Genomic DNA, 21,691 nt, shown 5'->3' on the forward strand with positions numbered 1-21,691 from the left:
GGGTTTTTACATTCTTATTTTATTATAGTTTCCTGAAATTTCCACATCAGGCTTATTTTTTATTTTTCTATTTATTTTTATCATTATTTCCAAGCCACTGTATAATAAAGGAGTTTCAAATAATAAATCTTCACTGATTTGTTTTTCTTCGATAAGCTTAAATTTCTCTTCTTTATCCTTTTTATATTTTAAATCCATATGTTTATCTGATAATAAAATACCCAACATATCTATATTGTTTAATAATGCTACATTTAACGCACTATCATTGATTATAGACCCAGTAGTATCTTTTTCTTTCTTTGCTAATTTATTTATATCTTGGTTTTTACTAATTATTTCTCTTGTTTTTTTATATATTAGTAATAAACTTTTAATATTATCTAAATTATTTCCATCTGGTGTTCTATCAACGAGTTCAGTTAAATCTGATATTTTATTATCAATTTCGATCAATAAAGAGCGGTCTATAACTGCTAAATTTAATATTGATTTTTCTTTTTCTATTGAATTGCTAAGTTTATTTGCTAGAAAGCTTGCGGGGGATTTTACATATTCTTGAATTGCATTAATTAGAGAAGTTTGTGCATGTTCTTCTGATACTCTAATTTTAATTATCTCTTCATCTTTTTCACTTTTTTTATCTACTTTAACTTCCATAAAATTAGTTACATTCTTAAACTTTCCATCGTTATAGTATTTTTCTATAATTTCATTAAACTTTCCAGAAAATAAGGTATCAAGATATTTTTCTTCATTAAGATTTTCTGTGTTAATTTTACTTAAAGATAAAATATTTATTTTAGACTCTGTTTCTATTTTTTTTAATTTTTCGGTGATGTTTTCTACAACTGTTTTATTTAGCACATCGGAAAACTCTTCGCTAATAGTTTCTTTCTTGTTATTGCTATTTAAAATTAAGTTATCGATTTTTGAATTTATTATATATTCATTGTTATTATCAATGTCTTGTAAGTCTAATCTTTTTATAAATAATATATCGTTATAATATTTAAATACTTCATTTATTTGTTCGACACTATAAATGCCGATACTTTTAGGTAAGTTTTCTATTATGTTTTTTTCTTCGGTACTAATCTCAAAAATATTTGTCTTTTTTTCATCCATCAATAAAGGCTCGATTATTCCGCGAAATTCTTTTTCAAATTCTTCTCCATATTCTTTTTTAAATTCTTCCTTTAACTCTGAAGATTTTTCAAAATTATGATAATGAAAGATCTTTAATATAGTTGAGTTTTTATTATACTTATCTAAATTTGCTAATATATTTATTTTGTTTTCAATGGAGAAATCGCTATTGTTAAAGTTATTTATATTAAGTAAATCTAAATTATTATCATCATAAGGAATGGTAAATTTTAATACATTGTCATTCCCCTTTTCACTGGTTTTAAGCTTAAATTCTATTTGTTTTTCTTGAGTTATTTTAATGTCCAGTTTTTTATCTATATTACTATTATTATATTGTTTAGATATCGATTTAATTAATTCTAATTTATCACCTAATATGTTTTTTTCTTCCTTTAAATTCAATATTTTAATAAACAAGTCGCCTTTGTCTTTTTCATCTAATTTTTCACTTAATATATAGTAAGTAGATAAAAAATTAGTTAAGTTTTCTTTGTCTTCCTTTAAATTTGCATTATTGTATACGTTTTCATTATTTATAATGTATTCAAATGCTGCAAAGTCTAAATTAAATTTCTGTGTTATATTTGAATGTTCATTGGATATGATTTTATTATTATTTTCATCTAGAAGAAAAAAAGTTACTTTTTCTGGTGTAAACTCTATATCTAATATTTTTCTGTCTTTATTGAGAATTTCTTTCAGTCCCAGATAACTATATATTATATTATAGGTTGAATAAAACCTATCGTTAAAAATATTGTCTATTAATAAACTGGTGTAATAGTCATTATATTTTTCATTACCATTTTCTTTTATTATTTTCCATATTTTATCCATGACATATTTTTCTGTCATTCCGCTACAATTTTTTTTTGATGCAATCTCATTTAGTTTTGATTTTCCTTTCTTAAAAGAATCGAGTTCTTTATCTCTATAGTTATCATCATTCAATAATAATGATAAAGTGCTTCTTATTAATTCTATTTTTTCTTCCGTGCTTTTATTTTCCATTTTATTTATTCTATCTATTTTATCTACTACTATTGATACTATATTATCAATATCATTTTGGGGTGATTGATTAAACAATGATTTAATACTTTGATTATTAATGATGTTTTCATTTTGTTCTTCTGTGCAATCAATTTTAAAATATGATTGAGATATATGTGTACCATCCTGAATGTCCCCTATCTCAAAATAAAAAACATTATCATCTATTTTAATGTTAAATGTATCTTTATAATCATTTAGTGATAAATTCCTTAGTTCTTGAAATTTATCTATTTTATCTAAAAATGAAACTTTAGGGTTATAATAAACATCATAAAACAATGTCATGACTTGCTTTTTATCGCTAATATGGAAAAAATCTTTTATCTTATCCCAGATAGTCATGACTTTATTGACTTTTTCTCCAGATAAAACCCTATCAACTTGAGCTGATGTTAGTTTACTATTTCCTATGGTTATGCTATTCATATTTCACTTAGTTTGAAAGTATTTAAAGTAAAATAATAATAAATAATAATAAAATTACTTAATATAAATAAATATATTGATTATTTTAATAAAAAATACTTTTATTTTTTATAATGTAGAGCATATGCCAATATATCAATAATACTATTTTTATGTTTAAGCCACCATGCACAACATCGCAGCACTTCTGTCGGTGGACGCCTTGCTTGGATTGACATAAGCAGTTAATTAACCCGAAAAATTATCATTTATAGACATTTTTGCATAAATTAATTTACCTTAGTATCGATTACATGAATAATAGTGGTAATAGTAATGATTATTATTCGGTGACTTATTGTGATTAATTTTTATGCATTTAAATTGAAACCTGTGGCATTACTTTGTTCTGCCACCCTTCCTTTTATTTTGACTACACAGGCTTTTGCTGAAGAAACAGCAAAAACAGAACACGTTGAGAAGCTTGTTGTGAGCGCTCAAGCACTAAAAGTAAATACACGTTTGCAAGAAACACCTAAATCGGTTTCTGTTCTTTCTCAACAAGATCTAGAAACACATGCTCCACAAAAATTAGATGAAGCATTGCGTTATACATCTGGTGTTGTCTCTCAACCTTATGGTGCGGATAACGACACAGATTGGCTTCGTGTTCGAGGCTTTGAAGCAGCAACCTATTTAGATGGTAGCCGTCTTTTCCGTGATGGTTATTATACATGGTTATTAGAGCCTTATGGTTTTGAACAAATTGAAGTGGTAAAAGGCGCATCGGCGGTATTATTTGGTGAATCGACACCAGGTGGTGCGGTTAACGTCGTACAAAAGAAACCCAGCTTTAAGCCTCAAAATGAAGTATTTCTTGAGGTCGGAAATAATGACCAACGTGGTTTAGGTTTTGATGTTTCAAGTGCTACCGATGATAAACGTGTGCGCTATCGTCTTGTTGGATTAATGAAAAAGTCAGATGGAGAATTATCTCACACTGATAATGAGCGCATTTACCTTGCGCCAAGTGTTGCGATCAACCTGACTGATGATACATCATTAACCTTTATGGCAACCTATTTGCATGATGATGGTACGCCAACTAATCCTTTCTTCCCTGCTGCCGGTACATTAATTTCATCTCCTTTTGGTAAAATAAAGCCTACTACCAACTTAGGTGAACCAGGATACGATAAATATAAACGAACCCAAATTTCAGCTGGTTATTTATTAGAGAGTAACATCAATGATTTTTGGCGTTTTTCTCAACGTTTAAATTATGGTTATAACGATCTGCTCTTACGTAGTGTTTATGCATTTCCTAATTCAGATATAACAGCAACAGAATTGAATCGCGGTGTTGTTTTCCGTGATGGTAAAAATCAAAGTATTACCTTTGATAATAATGTGGTCGGTGAATGGGATACGGATAACTTTGAGCACACATTATTAGCAGGCGCAGAATTGCAATATCACCAAACTAAAGGTGATGAACAAGATAATTATAGTTTTGGCACCATTAATCCTTGGAACCCTATTTACGGAAACTATACCCCACTCAATCCAGCAGATAACGTTAATAGGACTATTGATAAAACCCAATATAGCCTTTATTCACAATATCAAACCAAATTTGATAGTCGCTGGATTGCCGTTGCTGGTGTACGCCAAGATTGGGTAAAAACAGAGAATACAGCAAAAGTAAAAAATGAGGATAAATCTCGTACTGATAGCGAATTTAGCCTGAATGCAGGATTAATGTATTTAGCGGATAATGGATTATCGCCTTATGTCAGTTATTCCGAGTCCTTTGAGGTAATGAGCACTATCGATCCAGCAACAAAGGATCTGTATAAACCGTTAAAAGGTGAGCAAATTGAAGCAGGTGTGAAATATACACCTGATTTTATGGATGGCTACTTTAATATTGCTTGGTTTGATATCACTCAGAAAAATGCGCTTGTTGCAAACCCAACGACATTTGTTTCAACACAAACAGGTAAAGTGACTTCAAAAGGTATTGAGGTAACAAGTGAAATGCAATTAACGGAACGTTTAGCGTTAAAAGCCAATTACACCTATACCGATATGCAAACCGATGACACGGGTAATAGAGGTAAACAACAAGCAGGTTTAATTCCTAAACATACTGCTTCTGCTTGGGGTAGTTACACTATTCCAATAACAGGAACCCAAGATTTAACTTTAGGAACGGGTGTTCGTTATTTAGGTAAATCTAAAGATAATCCTAAGAGCAGTGATTTAACAGTACCAAGTGCAACATTATGGGATATGGCAGCAACCTATAATTTCAATAAACAGTGGCAATTACAGCTAAATATCAACAATATTCTTGATAAAGAATATCTCTCTGGCTGTGATTATTACTGCTATTACGGGCAATCTCGTTCTGTTTTATTAAACGCTAAATATCGCTGGTAATTTTCTTTTTTATTCCGCTTTTTATTGTTAACCATGCAATAAAAGGCGGAATATGATTTTATAAATGAGTGACCATGTTTGAACTCTCAAATATTCAAATGGATCGCGGTGGACGCACTATTTTATCAATACCCTCACTGCGTATTTCAGATTCAGGATTAACCATTGTGCTTGGCCATAATGGCTCAGGTAAATCGACACTCGTCAGTTTGTTATCGGGTCAGCAAATTCCTGATAGCGGATGTCTCACACTAAATAACCGTAATATCTCACAATATAAGCCTCGTGATTTGGCTAAACAAATCGCGTTTCTTCCCCAAAAACTTCCCGCTTCTGCTGGATTAACTGTCAGAGAATTAGTGCGTTTAGGACGCTTTCCTTGGCGTGGAACATTAAGCCGTTGGAATAAAAAAGATGATGAAATTATCACAATGGCGATGGAAAAAGCGGGAGTACTTCCTTTCGCTGACACGCTTGCTGATGATTTATCAGGTGGTGAGCGTCAACGGGCTTGGGTTGCAATGTTACTCGCTCAACAATCACCGATCTTGATCTTAGATGAACCAACCTCGGCATTAGACATACATCATCAATACCAATTAATGGAATTGTTGAGTGAGTTAAATCAAACTCAGCACGTTGGTATTATTGTTATTTTGCATGATCTTAACCTTGCCTTGCGTTATGCCACTCATATCATCGCACTTAAAAAAGGGAAAATTGCGTTTGAAGGTGAAGCCTCGTTACTTTTTGATGAAGAGCGACTCTCCTCGCTTTATGAAACACCCATTAAGCTGATTGAACACCCTGATAATAAAGGCTCACAACAACATAAAGTGGCGGTGGTATGCGTGTAATATTACAAAAAATAGTTAATTTACTGTCCTTTTGTTTAGTAATTTTATTAATTACCCCCACAGTAAATGCGGCGCAACATAATAATGAAAAGGCTTCTAACACACCGCAACGTATTATTGTTTTAGACTGGGATTTACTTGAACAAATATTAACACTTGAAGTTATCCCCGTAGGGGCAACTGAAATTGCAGGTTATAACCAATGGGTTGCTCACCCTATTGCACCGAATTCTATTGAAGAAGTTGGTATGCGAGCAGAGCCTAATTTAGAAAAAATAGCGACGTTAAAACCTGACCTTATTTTAGCATCAAGCTCACAACAAGATTTATTACCTGTATTAGAAACCATTGCTCCTGTGGTTTATTTACCTAATTTTTCTCGCCAAGATAATGCGGCACAAGTCGCTCTAGCGCATTTTAATACCCTTGCTTCGCTTTTGGGAAAAGAAGCTCTCGCACAACAAAAGTTAGCTGAAATGGACGCTACTTTTGCGCAATTTAAAGCAAAGTTACAGCAGGCATTTATCACATTACCTGAAGTAGAAGTGATCCGTTTTTCTACGCTTACCTCCATCTTTTTATATACTGAAAATTCAACAACCGAATATGTGATAAATAAGCTGGGGCTGAAATCGGCAATATCATTACCGCCACAACCTTGGGGTATTGATCAACGAAGAATGAATGTATTGCAACAGATTAAACATGGTTATGTCCTTTATATGTTGCCTTTTCCTGATGAAAGTAAACTGCAAAAATCAGTATTATGGAAAGCCATGCCATTTGTACAAAATGGGCATTTTCATTCAGTCAAACCTGTCTGGAATTATGGAGGAATGACATCATTGACATTAATGGCGCAAGCCATTACTGAAAGCTTATTAGATATGGCACCTAGTAATGAAAATTAAGCAACTTACTTTCTATTTTTTGGTAATTATCTTATTAAGCATTACCAACTTACAAATTGATAATTCTCTTTCTTTATCTCACCAATTGTATTTATTGGCTAATTCAGCCACAACAATGCCTTTTGCTGATGTTTTTTTCTTGCACGCACAATTACCACGTTTAGTTATGACCGTTGTTATTGGCGGGTTATTTGGTGTTGTTGGCAGTTTAATGCAGCAATTAACGCAAAATAATTTAACTTCCCCTTTAACCTTAGGAACTTCATCAGGTGCTTGGCTAGCCTTAGTGATCGTTAATATTTGGTTCACTGGCTGGGTTGCAGATTACAGTGCAGTAGCTGCAACAATTGGCGCTTTATTAGCCTTTTCTCTGGTGATTATTATTGCAGGTATTCGCAATATGACCGGCTTACCTTTAGTTGTTTCAGGTATGGTGGTCAATATTTTATTAGGCGCTATTGCAACGGCATTAGTGACATTAAACTCACAATTTGCTCAAAATATATTCATGTGGGGGGCTGGTGATTTAGCACAAGATGGCTGGGATAAAGTTTATTGGTTATTACCACGAATAACACCTGTTTTACTTATTTTTATCTTTGCACCTCGTATTCTTACTTTATTACGTTTAGGGCATGAAGGTGCGGCGGCTCGTGGGCTTTCTGTTTTACCTGCATTTGCCTTTTTCATTATATTAAGTACTTGGTTAGTTTCTGTTTCTATTACGGCTGTTGGTGTAATTAGTTTTATCGGATTACTTGCACCTAATATAGTTAGAACATTAGGAGCTAGAACGGCTAGCCAAGAACTCATTGCAAGTGGATTAATGGGAATATGTTTGCTGTTAATTACCGATAGTCTTGCGATATGGGTTGGTCAGTGGCTCAATACAGTTATTCCTAGTGGTGTTACGGCAGCGGCTATTGGGGCGCCAGCATTAATTTGGTTTAGTCGTAAGAAAATGCGAGCTCAAGATCAGCTTTCTATTTCAATTATTTCTCAAACTAAAAAAATATCGAATTATACGGTCATAGGAATAACGGCATTATTAATACTTGGATTAGCGCTTACCCTGTTTATTCATATTAATGAGCGCCAATGGTTATGGGAAATACCTTCCGTTTATCAATGGGCTTTGCGTTTCCCTCGTCTATTAACAGCACTCTTTGCTGGTGTTGCACTGGCTATTGCTGGCGTTATTTTACAACGTTTAATTTATAACCCGTTAGCCAGCCCAGATATTTTAGGTGTTTCATCAGGTGCAACCTTCGCTTTGGTATTTTCTAGCTTAATTCTGGGAAGCACTTTACAAACATCACAATGGGGAACGGCGTTATTAGGAAGCGGTGTTGTTATGATTATCTTATTAGTGTTGGGTAAAAGGCACCAATATGCCCCTGCCAGTTTAATCTTAACGGGTATTGCATTAACCGCGAGTTTAGAGGCTTTTATTCAGTTTTTCTTAGCGAAAGGTTCGTTAAGTAGCTATAAAATATTATTGTGGTTATCAGGCTCGACTTATCGTGTAACAGGGCAACAAGCTATTTATTTTGCATTAGCTATCATCTTTATTGTGGGCGTTGTTTTATTACTCACTCGATGGTTGGCATTAATATCAATTGGTCGAAACTTTGCTTTAGCGCGAGGATTACATACAGCGCGAGCAAGTATTATTTTACTGATTATTGTTTCTCTGTTATGTGCATTAGTTACGTCAACTGTTGGCCCTATCGCCTTTATTGGCTTAGTCGCTCCTCATATGGCGGTATTAATTGGCGCTCAAAAAATAAAATCACAATTAATTCTTTCGGGATTAATCGGTGCGACTTTAATGGTTTGGGCTGATTGGCTTGGGCAAATATTGATTTATCCTGCACAAATTGCCGCAGGAACTTTAGTAGCGATTTTAGGTGGTAGCTATTTCCTTTGTTTAATGCTGTTAAATCGTAGTCGCTGATCGAAAAAAGCCTAAGATATCAACATTAATCTTGCTGATATTCTTAGGCTTTAATTATTATTGATTGTGCTTAAATCTTACTGTTGTGATTATTTATGCGTTTAAAGCCAATAAATGCAATTAACATCACTAAAGTACTTGCGCCAATGGCAACCCATACGCCAGATTGAACACCAGAATAATCAACAAGTTGCCCTGTTAATGTTGCACCAATTGCTGTGCCTACATTTAATCCTGAAAGTAACCATGTCATTCCTTCAGTAAGCTGATTTTCTGGAACTATCTTCTCAATAAGTGACATTGTCACGATATATCATTAACGCTTATTTTAGCAATTGAGTAAATTGCTGATATAGCATATTACCTAATGTTTTTGCGGTATATTCTTCGCTATGACCTAAATTATCAACCGCAGCATGCATACCATGATAAATCAATGTACTGGTTAATTCCGGTTGTGTAACATGCCAAGTTTTATTTTCTGTACCCGAAATTAACAGTGTTTGAATTTGCTGTAATGCTCTATTTTCATGAATATTGCTGCTTTGATGAAATACTTGATGAAAAAGCATGTCGTGTAATTCTTGTTTCTCAACATAAGCAATAACGCTGATTTCACACCACTGTTTTAATTTCTCACGATGATCTTGTTGTGAGCAGGCATCCATGGCGTTATCTATTTTATTTAAATACCAATCCATATAACGTGTTCTGAGCGCATCAAGAACGTCTGTTTTGGCAGAAAAATAGTGATAATATGTTCCTTTTGCTACCCCTGCTTTTTTTACAATATCGCTAACGGTTGTGGCATCAAAACCTTTATCAAGAAATAACGCTTCTGCGGCATTCATTAACTCTTCTAAACGAACCTCTGCGGGTTTTGTTCTTGGTTTATCTGTTATTTGTTCTTCTAATGACATTGCTTATCTCCCTCAAAGTCGCTTGTAAAGAGTACTCTATATTAAAGCGAGTCACAATGATGATAAATGAAACTCATTATCAATATCAATTGACCGACGGTCGGTCGAGTATTATTATGCCATTATTATTCATCATTAAGGCAATAAAAGCTTATGACTTATTTAAAACGACTGTCACTTATCTGTGCCATTTGTTTAGGTACTTTTATGGCAACTCTCGATATTAGTATCGTGAATGTAGCTCTGCCAACTATTCAAAATGATATACATGCTGATATGGCAACCTTGCAGTGGATTGTTGATGCTTATGCGCTTTGTTTGTCAGCCTGTATTTTGTCATCAGGTCCTTTGAGCGATCGCTTTGGGCGAAAGAAGGTATGGCTATGGGGCGTGATTATTTTCACGTTAGGTTCAGTAATTTGTGCGATTGCACAGCAACATGAAATATTAATTCTTGGACGTATTATTCAAGGTATTGCCGCGGCTGCACTTATTCCGGGTGCATTGTCTTTAATTACTCATGCTTTTCCTATTGATATTGAACGGGTTCGCATTATCGGTATTTGGTCTTCAGTCAGTGCATTATCGTTAATTATTGGTCCTATTTTAGGCGGTTTTTTAGTTTATGTGAGTGGCTGGGCGAGTATATTTCTTATTAATATTCCTATTGGCATTATTACCGTCTTATTAGGTTGGTATGGATTAAGTGAGAGTGCTGATCCTGAAAATGTTGCTTTAGATCCTTTTGGTCAATTAACCAGTATGTTGGGATTAGGATTACTGACTTATGGTTTAATTGAAGCTGGCTCTGTGGGTTGGTCACATTATAGAACAGTATCAACACTGATTGCGGGGATTATATTCCTTGCCCTTTTCTTAATGATAGAAAAACGTGTGGAGCGTCCTTTATTACCACTGGCTTTATTTAAAGATCGCGCGTTCTTTCAATATAACCTTTCTTCTTTTACCTTGGGTTTTGCTACATACAGTAATGTATTTTTTATCGCATTCTTTTTGCAAAAAGCACAAGGTTGGAGTGCATTAGAAGCGGGTTGGAGAATGGCACCAGAATTTATTGCAATGGCACTATTTTCTATGTCTTTTGGACGGTTATCTTCTTATTTCTCTGTTAGAAAACTTATGATCTGTGGTTTCTTATTAATCGCTATTTCTTCTTGTTTATTAGCGACATTAGCAACAAATAGCCATTATGGAATAACAGGAAGCTATCTGTTTGTATTAGGTGCTGGAATGGGATTAGCAACACCCGCAATAGGTGCTTTAGTGATGAAAAGTGTGTCACCATCTCGTTCTGGTATGGCGTCTGCAACCATGAATGCATTAAGACAAACGGGTATGACAATGGGAATTGCTTTATTAGGCACTTTGATGGTGCAGCAAGCAATTCATTATATGGTGCTCCAAAGTCAGACATTGGGAATATCTGTAAGTTATACCGATATTGTTAGTTTGGTGACTGAAAATACGACAAATAGTTTAGACAAAGGATTTGTCACTCTATTACCAGAGGCATTTAATTCGGGGTTTGCTTATGCAATTGCGATCGCGGGGATCTCATGTTTTGTGACTTTATTTATTGTGCTCTTTCCTGTTAAAGCAAAACATAAGGCACTTACTCAACAAATCACAGATTAATATCTATAAACGTTGAGCTAGAAATTCAAGAAAAGACTCAATATTACGTGAGAGTGTGCTACGAGTTGCATATATTGCCACTAAGTTAATCGTTGCGGGTTGTTGAGGAAACTCGATAGCTCGTAACTTCCCTTCTTTAATCATATCAAGGCAGCAATGCTCAGCTAAAATAGCAAATCCCAATCCTTTTAATACTGCTGATTTTGCTAATATGGCACTGTTTACTCGATAATTACTATTAATGGTTACTCTGATTGGCTTTTTATCTTCATCCATAAATATCCAAGGTTGCCCTTCTAGTGCGCTTAAGCTAGAAATACAAGGCATTTTGCTTAATTGTTCAATATGTGTGGGTATTCCTGTTTTTTCTAATAATTCATTAGATGCCACAACAATACTGCGCCATGATTTAATTAAGCGTGAGTGATAGCTACTATCCGCTAAATTTCCACGATGAAAAGTTAACAGTAAATCAATATCATCATCGATGATATTTCTTGGCATTAGTTGGGTATCACATTGAATAAGTAAATTAGGATGAAGTGCAGCAAAATCAGCCAAAATATCACCAAGTAGCTCACTGCCATATTCACTCGGAATAGTTAAACGGAAAGTACCCGTTAATGGTCCATCACTAGTGATATTGCTTACAACATTGTCTAATTCAGTTAAGGTTTTTATTCCTTGCTGATAGAGTATTTTGCCTTGTTCAGTAAGGCGCATTTTTCGAGTTGTTCTATCAATAAGTTTACAATTGAGTTGCTGTTCAAGCTGTTTAATTGCACGACTGATATTTGAGGTAGGCATAGATAATAGCCGAGCTGCTGCTGCAAATTGCCCTTGCTCTGCTACGGCAGAAAAAATACGTAATAAATTAAGATCGATTTGCATAAATAATTCACTGCCTACTGTATTTCTATTACTCAATATAGGCAGTGTATCATTCATTTTCTTTTCACTCGTTAATAATTAACAGTAACCATGAGACATGAGTTTTTGATAGCGTTTATCTAAAAGTTCTTCGGTTGAATAGCTTTTTAATAAGGCTAAGTCAGTTAATAACTGTTGTTTAAGAAATTCGGCAGCTTGTTGATGATCTCGATGAGCTCCACCTAATGGCTCTGGAATAATGGCGTCGATAATACCTAATGATTGTAATTTAGGTGCTGTCATTCCCATGGTTTCTGCCGCAATTGGCGCTTTATCAGAACTTTTCCACAGAATAGATGCACAGCCTTCTGGTGAAATTGCTGCATAAGTACTGTATTGCAGCATATTAACTTTATCACCAACACCAATAGCTAGCGCACCTCCAGAAAATCCTTCACCAGTAATAGTGCAAATAATAGGTGTTTTTAATCGTGACATTTCAAGAATATTACGTGCGATAGCTTCAGCTTGTCCGCGCTCTTCAGCACCAACACCAGGGTACGCTCCCGCAGAATCAATAAAAATAATTACGGGTAGATGAAAGCGCTCCGCCATTTTCATTAAACGTAATGCTTTTCTATAACCTTCTGGTGACGGCATACCAAAATTGCGAAGAATTTTCTCTTTTGTATCACGCCCTTTTTGCTGCCCAATCACCATGACTGGCATTTTGTCTAAACGCGCTAAACCCGCAACAATCGCTTTATCATCGGCATAAGCTCTATCACCCGCCAACTCCTGAAAATCAGTAAAAACCGCTTTAATATAGTCAAGGGTATATGGACGCATTGGGTGACGAGCGAGTTGCACAATTTCCCAAGCACCTAAATCAGTAAAAATAGATTTTGTCAGCGAAAGGCTTTTTTGCCTTAAACGTGCGATTTCTTCATCTAAATTAATACCTGTTGGTTCATCTTGAGATTGCTTAAAGGTGAGCAATGCATCTATTTTTTCGTCTAATTCAACAATAGGTTTTTCAAATTCAAGATGAATAAAAGACATAACGACCTCAGATTTAATTCAGTAAATAAAACAATGATTGGCTCAGTTTAGAAAAAATAACAATGTGTTAATAGATTGGAATTTGATAAACACTATTATCAAAAATGGGATAATTGAACATTACAACAAGATCAGCAAGAAAAAAGATAAGATCAAAAAGAGCTTTTTTTCTGACTTTAAGCTATACAGTAATTACTAAGTTATGTATTAATATACAGTGCGAATTTGTTCTTTTTTTCACCCGTAAAAAATCGTACGAATTATAAAACACGCCATAAAATACAAATAATTAGAATAAAGATAATATGTTCTCAAAAAAAACACGCTCAACAGCTGCACTGCTATTTTCATCACTTCTTCTTACAATAGGAAGAGGTGCAACATTACCGTTTATGGCTATCTATTTGTCGAGGGAGTATCAATTACCTGTCGATGATATTGGTATTGCCATGTCTATTGCATTAACAACGGGGATTTTCTTCAGCCTTGGCTTTGGCATGCTTGCTGATAAATTTGAGAAAAAACGTTATATGATCCTTGCAATTCTAACGTTTATTTTTGGATTTGCTGCAATCCCTCTTGTTCATAGCACTATTTTAGTCGTTATCTTTTTTTCTGTGATTAACTGCTCTTATTTAGTGTTTTCAACCGTATTAAAAGCGTATTTTGCCGAAACCTTATCAGTTTCAGCAAAACCTAAAATATTCTCTCTAAACTATACCTTTATCAATATGGGATGGACGGTGGGGCCCCCTATCGGCACCTTATTATTAATGTATGGAACACAATTACCTTTCTGGCTTGCGGCTATTTCGGCAACATTTCCACTATTTATGATCCAAGTTTTTGTTCAACGCTCAAAAGCGGTGAATACAGATGAAGAAAATAGTGTGAAATGGGATCCGAAAATAATGCTAAAAGATAGAGCATTAAGTTGGTTTGTATTCTCAACTTTTTTCGGTACATTAACGTTTGGCTCTTTTGCCTCATGTATTTCGCAATATATTTTAGTGGTTTACGATGCAAAATTAGCAGAGTCTGTTATCGCCGTGGTATTACCTGTAAACGCTGCCATTGTAGTCTCTTTACAATATATAGTGGGTAAACATGTTACCGCAGAAAGGCTACGTAAATTAATGACATTAGGTACGTTATTTTTTATGACAGGCTTACTTGGCTTTATGTTTGCTGGTGACAATTTAATCTTTTGGGCACTAGCTATCGCTGTGTTTACCTTTGGTGAATTAATTTATGCACCAGGCGAGTATATGATGATTGATAACATTGCACCGTTAGGAATGAAAGCAAGTTATTTCTCTGCACAGTCACTCGGTTGGTTAGGTGCGGCACTTAATCCACTTGCCAGTGGTTTTATTTTAACTGCATTTCCGCCCGCCTCTTTATTCGCTATTTTAATGGTGGTTTCTGCATTGGCTTGGTTTTGTATGATCCAAGGTATGAATGCCAGCCGAAATAAAATGATATCTGTTTAATATATTAGGTATTAATAAAATCATAACCACCCATCTTACGAGTGGTTATGATTTTTAGCCGAGTGGGATTTATAGTTTATTCAGTCTCTGACTTTATGCTTTTTTCTGCCAATAGATTAAGTAAAGCATATTTCTTTTCAATATTACGTTGTGCTTGATTCGCTAATGCCATTGCTTTATCAGGATAGATTTTAAATAGTCGACTAAAACGTTGCTCTTTATTTAACACCGCAGAAGCGACTTGGTTAGGAGCTCTTGAATCTAGCATTAATGGATTTTTGCCCTCTTGTTCACGGCGAGGATCAAATCGATAGAGAGGCCAGAAACCTGATGCAGTCAGTTGCTTCATTTGTTCATAGCTAAAGGCCAAGTCATAACCATGCTCTTCACAAGGACTATAAGCAATAATCAGTGAAGGTCCTTGATAGGCCTCCGCTTCTTGAATGGCTTTAATAGTTTGGTTCATTTGAGCACCAATAGCGATTTGAGCAACATAAATGTTGCCATACATCATCATGGTGATACCCAAATCTTTGCGAGCTTTATTTTTTCCATCCTCACCAAATTTAGTAATAGCGCCCATTGGGGTTGCTTTAGATTGTTGTCCACCAGTATTGGAATAACATTGTGTATCTAACACCAGTACATTAACGTTTTCACCGCTACTCAATACATGATCAAGTCCGCCAAAACCAATATCATAAGCCCAACCGTCACCGCCAACCATCCATACAGATTTTTGCATTAAATAGTGCGCATCATGGAGTAACTCTTTGGCTAGTGGATCACTACTGAGACCTAATAAGGTGGATAACTCATTAATTCCATTGCGTTTATCCTGATTAGAATTATTCGTATCAGTCAACGTTTGATAAAGTGAAGCGGGTATTTCTGTTGCAAATCGATTTAATAAGCGCTCAACACGTTTTTTATGCTGATCTAAGGTGAGACGAAAACCTAGACCAAATTCGGCATTATCTTCAAATAAGGAGTTAGCCCAAGCAGGCCCTCTGCCTTCTCTGTTTGTGGTATAGGGTGTGGTTGGGAGATTACCACCGTAAATAGATGAACACCCTGTGGCAATTGCAATTAATAATTCATCGCCATAAAGCTGAGTTAATAATTTAATATAGGCGGTTTCACCACAGCCAGAACATGCACCTGAATATTCAAATAGTGGCGTAATTAATTGTGATGTCCTGATATCTATTTTTTCTAATTCAGAAGGATGTAAATCAGGTAATTGATTGAAGAAATTGAAGTTTTGTTTTTCTTGTTCTAATACACCAAGCTTTTCAATCATATTGATCGCCCTGATGTTTGGATCTTGTCTGTCTTTGGCTGGGCAAACTTCATAGCATAAGTTACAGCCAGTACAATCTTCAGGTGCAACTTGTAAAATATAGTCTAACCCTTTCATTTCACGAGATTTTACAGGAAGTTTTTCAAGGGTTATTGGTGCATTTTCTAACAGGCTAGTCTTGGTCACTTTAGCGCGAATAGCAGCATGAGGACAAGCGGCAACGCAATAGTTGCACTGTGTACATAAAGACGGTTTCCAGACAGGAATAAATTCAGCAATATTACGTTTTTCCCATTGTGTTGTGCCAGTTGGCCATGTGCCATCAGGTGGAAATGCCGAAACAGGTAAACTATCACCAAGCCCTGCTATCATTATGGCGGTGACTGTTTTGACAAAATCAGGCGCATTATCAGCGACAATCGGGGATTTATAAGGACTTTCGGTTAATACAGCCCCAACAGGAACGCGCTCTAATGCAGACAATGTTTGTGAAATCGCCATTAAGTTTGCATTGACCAATGCTTCGCCTTTATTTTGATAACTTTTAATAATTGTCTTATGCAGATAATCATTTATCTTTTCGGCAGGGAAAAGAGATGTTAAGTGGAAAAATGCTGTTTGCATTATGGTATTAATTCGTGCGCCTAATTGGCATTCACGCGCAATCTTATAAGCATTAATAACATAGATGCGCGCTTCTTTTTCAATAAGTAGCGCTTGAACTTCTTGCGGTAATTTAGCCCAAACGGTTGGCGCTGAATAAGGGGTATTTAATAGAAGTGTGCCCCCTACTTTTAATTTCTCAACAATTTGGTATTTATCAATAAACTGCCATTGGTGACAACCAATAAAATCAGCCTGTTTAATGAGGTAAGTTGAGTTAATAGGCGTTTGACTGATCCTTAAATGAGAAACAGTTAATCCACCCGCTTTTTTTGAGTCATAAACAAAATAGCCTTGGGCATATAACGGTGTGTTGCTACCAATAATATTAATATTATTCTTAGTCGCAGAAACAGAACCATCACTACCTAATCCATAAAAGAGTGCGCTAAGTTTATGATGTTCAGGTAATTTGGCATCCATAGGCATAATTGATAAATGTGTTACATCATCATAAATACCAACAGTGAACCGACGTTTAGGTTTAGATTGCTGTAATTCTTTAAACACAGCCATAACACAATCTGGATCGAATTCTTTTGAAGATAATCCATAACGACCAGAAATAGTCAGAGGCAATATTTCACGTTCACCTTGATGATAGGCTTCGGCAAATGCCGTAATAACATCAAGATAGAGAGGTTCAACCTGTGCGCCTGGCTCTTTAGTTCTATCAAGAACAGCAATAGACTCAACTGAATTTGGAATAGCATCAAGAAAATGACACGCCGAAAATGGGCGATAAAGGTGTACACAAAGTAAGCCGAGTTTCTCGCCTTGTGTATTGAGCATATCAATAACTTCTTTACAAGGACCCGCGGCTGAACCCATTAGAACAATAATTCGTGTAGCTTGAGGATGCCCATAATATTCAAATGGCTGATAAGTACGCCCAGTCACTTTGGCAAACAAATTCATTGCCTCTTCAACATGTTGATAACCACTGTTATACCAAGGGTTCGAGGCTTCTCTAGCTTGAAAATAAGTATCAGGATTGGCGGAAGTTCCTCTTATCACAGGCGATTCTGGCGATAATGCACGTTGGCGATGAGCTTCAATCGCAGAGTATGGGATAAGCTGCTTGAGTTCATCATCAGAAATAGACATTATTTTATTCATTTCATGTGATGTTCTAAATCCATCAAAAAAATGAACAAATGGAATACGGCTATTGAGCGTTGCTATCTGCGCAATCACCGCAAAGTCTTGCGCTTCTTGCACACTATTGGCACAAAGTAGCGCACAGCCCGTTTGTCGTATTGCCATTACATCCGAATGATCACCAAAAATAGACAAAGCATGTGTTGCGACAGTACGTGCAGCGACATGCAATACAAAAGGCGTTAATTCCCCTGCTATTTTATAAAGTGATGGGATCATTAATAATAATCCCTGAGATGAGGTAAATGTGGTGGCTAACGCACCTGTTTGTAATGCACCATGAACCGTTGCTATCGCACCGCCTTCGGATTGCATTTCCATTAATCGAGGTATATCCCCCCAAAGATTGGGCTGGTGAGCAACTGCCCAACGATCAGCATATTCCGCCATCGTCGAGCTAGGTGTTATGGGATAAATAGCAATAACTTCATTTAAGCGATAAGCGATAGAAGCAACAGCTTGGTTAGCATCTGTTGTGATATAAGGGTGCAGTTTATGACTCACAATAATTACCTTTGTTGTTGATCTTTTTTCTTATGCTTTTGAAATTAGCAGAAATTAATTACAAGGAATTATCGTATTTGTGGCTCAAGAGCGATTTATTTGCCAATTAGATGATTTTAGTCAACATTGGCAAATAAATAAAATTGTTATTTAACAATGAATTAAATAATAGTTTTATTGTCGTTGGTGTTGTTTACGGTAACCAGATAAAGAATTACCCGTTTCTCTTTTAAAGTATCGGCATAAATAAGAGGGATCATCAAAATGGAGCTTCACTGATAATTCATTTACCGACAGCGAAGTGCGCATTAATAACGCCTTTATTTCAAGGATAACTTGACGATTAATCAAAGCCTTAGGCGCATCATTAAAGAATTGCTTTGTTATTTGAGATAAATAAAACGGTGTAATGTTAAGCTGATTTGCATAAAAAGCCACCTCCCTATGTGCTAAACAATGCTTGCCAATCAATTCCCAAAACTGCCAGCAGAGCTTTTCTTTACGACTAAATTCTTTTTTGGCGATAGAGAAATGAGCGGGTATTGATTCAGTAATAGCAAAAAAGAGATTTTGTAAGTGGTTTTTTAACATTAATTTTCTGTGTTCAGAATAACTGCTATCTATATGTGTTAATTGTTGAATCCATCTATTTAAGGCTTCATATTGTTCTTTATGTGGATGGCAAATAGGGTTGTCATGGAGAAAAGCAAATAAAGTATTTGAAAGAGAATAAGCAATTTCTGAAGCAAAAGATTTATCGAGAAAACAATAGAATAAGCGAAAATTCGCTGATTTTCGACTCAAAACCGCCATCATATCATCGCCTAAAATAAGAATATCATTCGCTTTGATCACCTGTTTTTGAAAACTAATATTGATTACCGCCCTCCCTTCTAAGCAAATCATGACTACGATATAGGATAATGGTAAAGGATAACCTATTTCATTCATCATATTACTTTCACCCATAATGGCATATTGCGGTGAAGTATTAAGTTGTGACAATACTTGGTTCAGCATAAATCCATTACCTCTTTTGCTCCTGACTTAACCCACTTTATGTTTTTATATTTGACGATATTGAACGTAATAACAAGTATCCCCTCTCATTTAGTTGTCAAAAGTACCGATTTTACCTCTTTTATGACATTCGGTTTTTTAGTTGTTTTCTTTAGAATACATACATCTTAAAGACGTAAGATAATTTGCAGAATATTTGAAAACTAAGAGAAGTTATTGAAATGAAAATATTAAAAACAGAGAGACTTATATTACGACCATGGAAACTTTCTGATGCGTCAAGTTTGTATCAATATGCAAAAGATGAACGCGTTGGCCCAATTGCAGGTTGGCCAGTGCATAGAAGTGTTGAAGAAAGTGCCGAAATTATTCGCACTATATTTATGCGTGATGATGTTTATGCCGTTACGTTAATTGATGATGATCTTGTCATAGGCTTAGTTGGATTATCTTTCGCAAATGAGAGTAATTTCCCGATTGGGGATAATGATGCTGAAGTTTCTTATTGGATTGGTGTTCCATTTTGGGGCAAAGGTTTAATACCAGAAGCCGTAAAAGAAATCAGTCGGTATAGCTTTGAAACACTGGAATTAGATAATTTATGGTGTGGCTATTTCGCTGATAATGAGAAATCACAAAAAACACAAGAAAAATGTGGATTTAAATTCCATCACGTCATTGAAGAACAGTACGCAGAATTTTTAGATGAAGTGAAAATTGAAAATATTTGCCGCTTAACTAAAGATGAGTGGATTGAAATCCAAAAACAAGTCTATTAAAACAAAACACCAGAGTGTGAAATTCACATTATCTGGTGTTTTTTAATATTAACAGGGCAATTTAATTAAGCACTTGCTAATGCTTGGGATAAATCAGCAATTAAATCTTGTGGATTTTCTATCCCAATAGATAAACGAATAGTGGTGTCTTGAATGCCAATGCTATGTCGTAATGTCATTGGTACACCCGAATGCGTTGTTGAACCTGGATGACATGCTAGAGATTCCGTTCCCCCCAGACTTACTGCAAGTTTAAAAATTTTCATTGCATTAAGAAAACGGAAAGCTTCACTTTCTCCACCTACAATATCAAATGAGAAAGTTGATCCCGCACCTGTACATTGTTTAGCAAAAAGCTGGGCTTCAACAGAATTTTTATCAGCAAAAGGTAAATAATGAATTGTTTTTACTTTTTCATGATCACGCAGAAACTCTGCAACTAATAATGCATTCTGATTGGCTTTTTCCATTCTAATTTGTAACGTTTCTAAAGAACGGCCTAGCATCCAGCAAGAATGCGGATCCAGTTGTGTCCCTATTGCTCCTCTTAATAATCTGATTTGATTAATAAGTTCACGAGAGCCCATTGCGGCACCAGCGACTAAATCTGAATGCCCACCAACATATTTAGTTAAAGAATAGACTGAGATATCAGCACCTTGTTCTATCGGATGTTGATATACAGGGCCAAGTAATGTGTTATCGCAGACAATAATAGGACGATAGCCTTGCACTTTTTCTAATTGATCAGCAACGTTTTTTAATGCTTCAATATCGACTAATGAATTAGTTGGGTTTGCAGGAGTTTCTGCAAAAATAACGGATACACGCCCTTTTTGACAGGCTTTATCTGCTTGTTCTTGAATAAGTGAACGGTTTAGCCCATCAGTAAATGGTGTGGCTTGGATCCCAAATTTAGCAAGTGTTTTGGCAATTAACGTTTCAGTTCCGCCATAAAGTGGCTGTGAATGTAAAATAACATCACCGGGCTGAGTTAATGCCATTAATGTTGTGGTAATTGCGGACATTCCTGATGAAAATAATACACAAGATTGCGTATTTTCATAAACCGCCAGTCTGTCTTCAACAATTTCACTATTAGGTTGATTAAAGCGAGAATAAACTAAACCGGCTTTTTCACCTTCTGGTAAAGGTTTTCTACCACTTACGGTATCAAAAAAAGCTTTACCCTCTTCAGCACTTTTAAAAATAAAGGTGGATGTTAAAAATACAGGTGGTTTAACTGAGCCTTCAGAGAGTAATGGATCATAACCATAACTCATCATTAGTGTTTCTGGTGAGAGTTTATGTTCGCCGATATATTGTTTTTTCAGTTGAGAGTCAGTCATTTTTTTATTTCTTATGTTTAATGAAGGATCTTTATCATACTGAAAAAAATTCATGTTGTTAGAATGTTTTATATAGAATAAAAACCAGTAGTTATATAAACATAACGCGTTTAAACATAAAAATAACG

Annotated in this window: 15 protein-coding genes; 7 read left to right on the forward strand and 8 right to left on the reverse strand. The window is 35.2% G+C overall.

Going from position 1 to position 21,691, the window contains the following annotated elements; translation table 11 throughout:
- Positions 1-6: 6 nt before the first annotated feature.
- Positions 7-2,634: a hypothetical protein gene (locus JEP36_RS04020; RefSeq protein ID WP_102086735.1), complete on the reverse strand. Its 2,628-nt coding sequence runs from the start codon at positions 2,632-2,634 to the stop codon at positions 7-9.
- Positions 2,635-2,973: 339 nt separating this feature from the next.
- On the opposite strand from JEP36_RS04020, the gene JEP36_RS04025 reads away from it, so the two are divergent.
- The 4 genes from JEP36_RS04025 to fhuB all read left to right on the forward strand — a co-directional run bounded on the left by JEP36_RS04025 (position 2,974) and on the right by fhuB (position 8,783).
- On the forward strand, positions 2,974-5,058 hold the full coding sequence (locus JEP36_RS04025) for a TonB-dependent siderophore receptor (RefSeq protein WP_102086734.1): 2,085 nt from the start codon (positions 2,974-2,976) through the stop codon (positions 5,056-5,058).
- Positions 5,059-5,132: 74 nt separating this feature from the next.
- Positions 5,133-5,915, forward strand: a complete 783-nt coding sequence (locus tag JEP36_RS04030) for an ABC transporter ATP-binding protein (RefSeq protein ID WP_102086733.1) — start codon at positions 5,133-5,135, stop codon at positions 5,913-5,915.
- Entirely contained in the window at positions 5,906-6,826 is a 921-nt protein-coding gene (locus tag JEP36_RS04035; RefSeq protein ID WP_102086732.1) for an iron-siderophore ABC transporter substrate-binding protein, read from the forward strand. Before JEP36_RS04030 ends, JEP36_RS04035 begins: the two co-directional genes overlap by 10 nt.
- Positions 6,816-8,783 carry a Fe(3+)-hydroxamate ABC transporter permease FhuB gene (fhuB, locus tag JEP36_RS04040; RefSeq protein ID WP_102086731.1) on the forward strand — a complete coding sequence of 656 codons (1,968 nt, stop codon included), beginning with the start codon at positions 6,816-6,818 and terminating at the stop codon, positions 8,781-8,783. The genes JEP36_RS04035 and fhuB overlap by 11 nt, the downstream gene beginning before the upstream one ends.
- 70 nt (positions 8,784-8,853) lie before the next feature.
- On the opposite strand, the gene JEP36_RS04045 is transcribed toward fhuB, so the two are convergent.
- Together JEP36_RS04045 and JEP36_RS04050 are read right to left on the reverse strand one after the other, a co-directional pair.
- Positions 8,854-9,084: an MFS transporter gene (locus JEP36_RS04045; protein ID WP_308301892.1), complete on the reverse strand. Its 231-nt coding sequence runs from the start codon at positions 9,082-9,084 to the stop codon at positions 8,854-8,856.
- A gap of 22 nt (positions 9,085-9,106) precedes the next feature.
- The gene (locus tag JEP36_RS04050; protein WP_102086730.1) at positions 9,107-9,703 is read right to left on the reverse strand and encodes a TetR/AcrR family transcriptional regulator; all 597 of its coding nucleotides are present in this window, start codon (positions 9,701-9,703) and stop codon (positions 9,107-9,109) included.
- A 153-nt stretch (positions 9,704-9,856) separates the two neighbouring features.
- Between JEP36_RS04050 and JEP36_RS04055 the strand changes: the two genes are divergently transcribed.
- The gene (locus JEP36_RS04055) at positions 9,857-11,359 is read left to right on the forward strand and encodes an MFS transporter (RefSeq protein WP_102086729.1); all 1,503 of its coding nucleotides are present in this window, start codon (positions 9,857-9,859) and stop codon (positions 11,357-11,359) included.
- Positions 11,360-11,362: 3 nt separating this feature from the next.
- On the opposite strand, the gene JEP36_RS04060 is transcribed toward JEP36_RS04055, so the two are convergent.
- Together JEP36_RS04060 and accA are read right to left on the reverse strand one after the other, a co-directional pair.
- Positions 11,363-12,250 carry a LysR family transcriptional regulator gene (locus tag JEP36_RS04060; protein WP_102086831.1) on the reverse strand — a complete coding sequence of 296 codons (888 nt, stop codon included), beginning with the start codon at positions 12,248-12,250 and terminating at the stop codon, positions 11,363-11,365.
- Between the two features lie 78 nt (positions 12,251-12,328).
- A complete protein-coding gene (gene accA, locus JEP36_RS04065) occupies positions 12,329-13,291 on the reverse strand; it encodes an acetyl-CoA carboxylase carboxyl transferase subunit alpha (protein ID WP_100158242.1) in 963 nt (320 codons plus the stop codon).
- A 305-nt stretch (positions 13,292-13,596) separates the two neighbouring features.
- On the opposite strand from accA, the gene ydeE reads away from it, so the two are divergent.
- Positions 13,597-14,784: an efflux MFS transporter YdeE gene (gene ydeE / locus JEP36_RS04070; RefSeq protein WP_102086728.1), complete on the forward strand. Its 1,188-nt coding sequence runs from the start codon at positions 13,597-13,599 to the stop codon at positions 14,782-14,784.
- 76 nt (positions 14,785-14,860) lie between these two features.
- On the opposite strand, the gene nifJ is transcribed toward ydeE, so the two are convergent.
- Positions 14,861-18,415, reverse strand: coding sequence for a pyruvate:ferredoxin (flavodoxin) oxidoreductase (gene nifJ, locus JEP36_RS04075; protein WP_332872984.1), 3,555 nt, complete (start codon positions 18,413-18,415; stop codon positions 14,861-14,863).
- A 174-nt stretch (positions 18,416-18,589) separates the two neighbouring features.
- Positions 18,590-19,369 (reverse strand): helix-turn-helix domain-containing protein, encoded by a 780-nt coding sequence (locus JEP36_RS04080; RefSeq protein ID WP_232797448.1) that lies wholly within the window; start codon positions 19,367-19,369, stop codon positions 18,590-18,592.
- Positions 19,370-19,656: 287 nt separating this feature from the next.
- Here JEP36_RS04080 and JEP36_RS04085 point away from each other — a divergent pair, with 287 nt between their 5' ends.
- Positions 19,657-20,214, forward strand: coding sequence for a GNAT family N-acetyltransferase (locus JEP36_RS04085; protein WP_102086725.1), 558 nt, complete (start codon positions 19,657-19,659; stop codon positions 20,212-20,214).
- A gap of 65 nt (positions 20,215-20,279) precedes the next feature.
- Here the strand turns inward: JEP36_RS04085 and JEP36_RS04090 are convergent, their stop codons facing one another.
- On the reverse strand, positions 20,280-21,563 hold the full coding sequence (locus JEP36_RS04090; protein ID WP_102086723.1) for a cystathionine gamma-synthase family protein: 1,284 nt from the start codon (positions 21,561-21,563) through the stop codon (positions 20,280-20,282).
- Positions 21,564-21,691 lie beyond the last annotated feature (128 nt).

The sequence above is a fragment of the Proteus sp. PR00208 genome (assembly GCF_016238545.1).
Lineage (GTDB): Bacteria > Pseudomonadota > Gammaproteobacteria > Enterobacterales > Enterobacteriaceae > Proteus.

What these genes read in the sequence shown, in the direction of transcription:
- JEP36_RS04020 (WP_102086735.1), bottom strand. Translation starts at nt 2,634, where the DNA reads ATGAATAGCATAACCATAGGAAATAGTAAACTAACATCAGCTCAAGTT.
- JEP36_RS04030 (WP_102086733.1), top strand. Translation starts at nt 5,133, where the DNA reads ATGTTTGAACTCTCAAATATTCAAATGGATCGCGGTGGACGCACTATT.
- JEP36_RS04035 (WP_102086732.1), top strand. Translation starts at nt 5,906, where the DNA reads ATGCGTGTAATATTACAAAAAATAGTTAATTTACTGTCCTTTTGTTTA.
- fhuB (WP_102086731.1), top strand. Translation starts at nt 6,816, where the DNA reads ATGAAAATTAAGCAACTTACTTTCTATTTTTTGGTAATTATCTTATTA.
- JEP36_RS04045 (WP_308301892.1), bottom strand. Translation starts at nt 9,084, where the DNA reads ATGTCACTTATTGAGAAGATAGTTCCAGAAAATCAGCTTACTGAAGGA.
- JEP36_RS04050 (WP_102086730.1), bottom strand. Translation starts at nt 9,703, where the DNA reads ATGTCATTAGAAGAACAAATAACAGATAAACCAAGAACAAAACCCGCA.
- JEP36_RS04055 (WP_102086729.1), top strand. Translation starts at nt 9,857, where the DNA reads ATGACTTATTTAAAACGACTGTCACTTATCTGTGCCATTTGTTTAGGT.
- JEP36_RS04060 (WP_102086831.1), bottom strand. Translation starts at nt 12,250, where the DNA reads ATGCAAATCGATCTTAATTTATTACGTATTTTTTCTGCCGTAGCAGAG.
- accA (WP_100158242.1), bottom strand. Translation starts at nt 13,291, where the DNA reads ATGTCTTTTATTCATCTTGAATTTGAAAAACCTATTGTTGAATTAGAC.
- ydeE (WP_102086728.1), top strand. Translation starts at nt 13,597, where the DNA reads ATGTTCTCAAAAAAAACACGCTCAACAGCTGCACTGCTATTTTCATCA.
- JEP36_RS04080 (WP_232797448.1), bottom strand. Translation starts at nt 19,369, where the DNA reads ATGATGAATGAAATAGGTTATCCTTTACCATTATCCTATATCGTAGTC.
- JEP36_RS04085 (WP_102086725.1), top strand. Translation starts at nt 19,657, where the DNA reads ATGAAAATATTAAAAACAGAGAGACTTATATTACGACCATGGAAACTT.
- JEP36_RS04090 (WP_102086723.1), bottom strand. Translation starts at nt 21,563, where the DNA reads ATGACTGACTCTCAACTGAAAAAACAATATATCGGCGAACATAAACTC.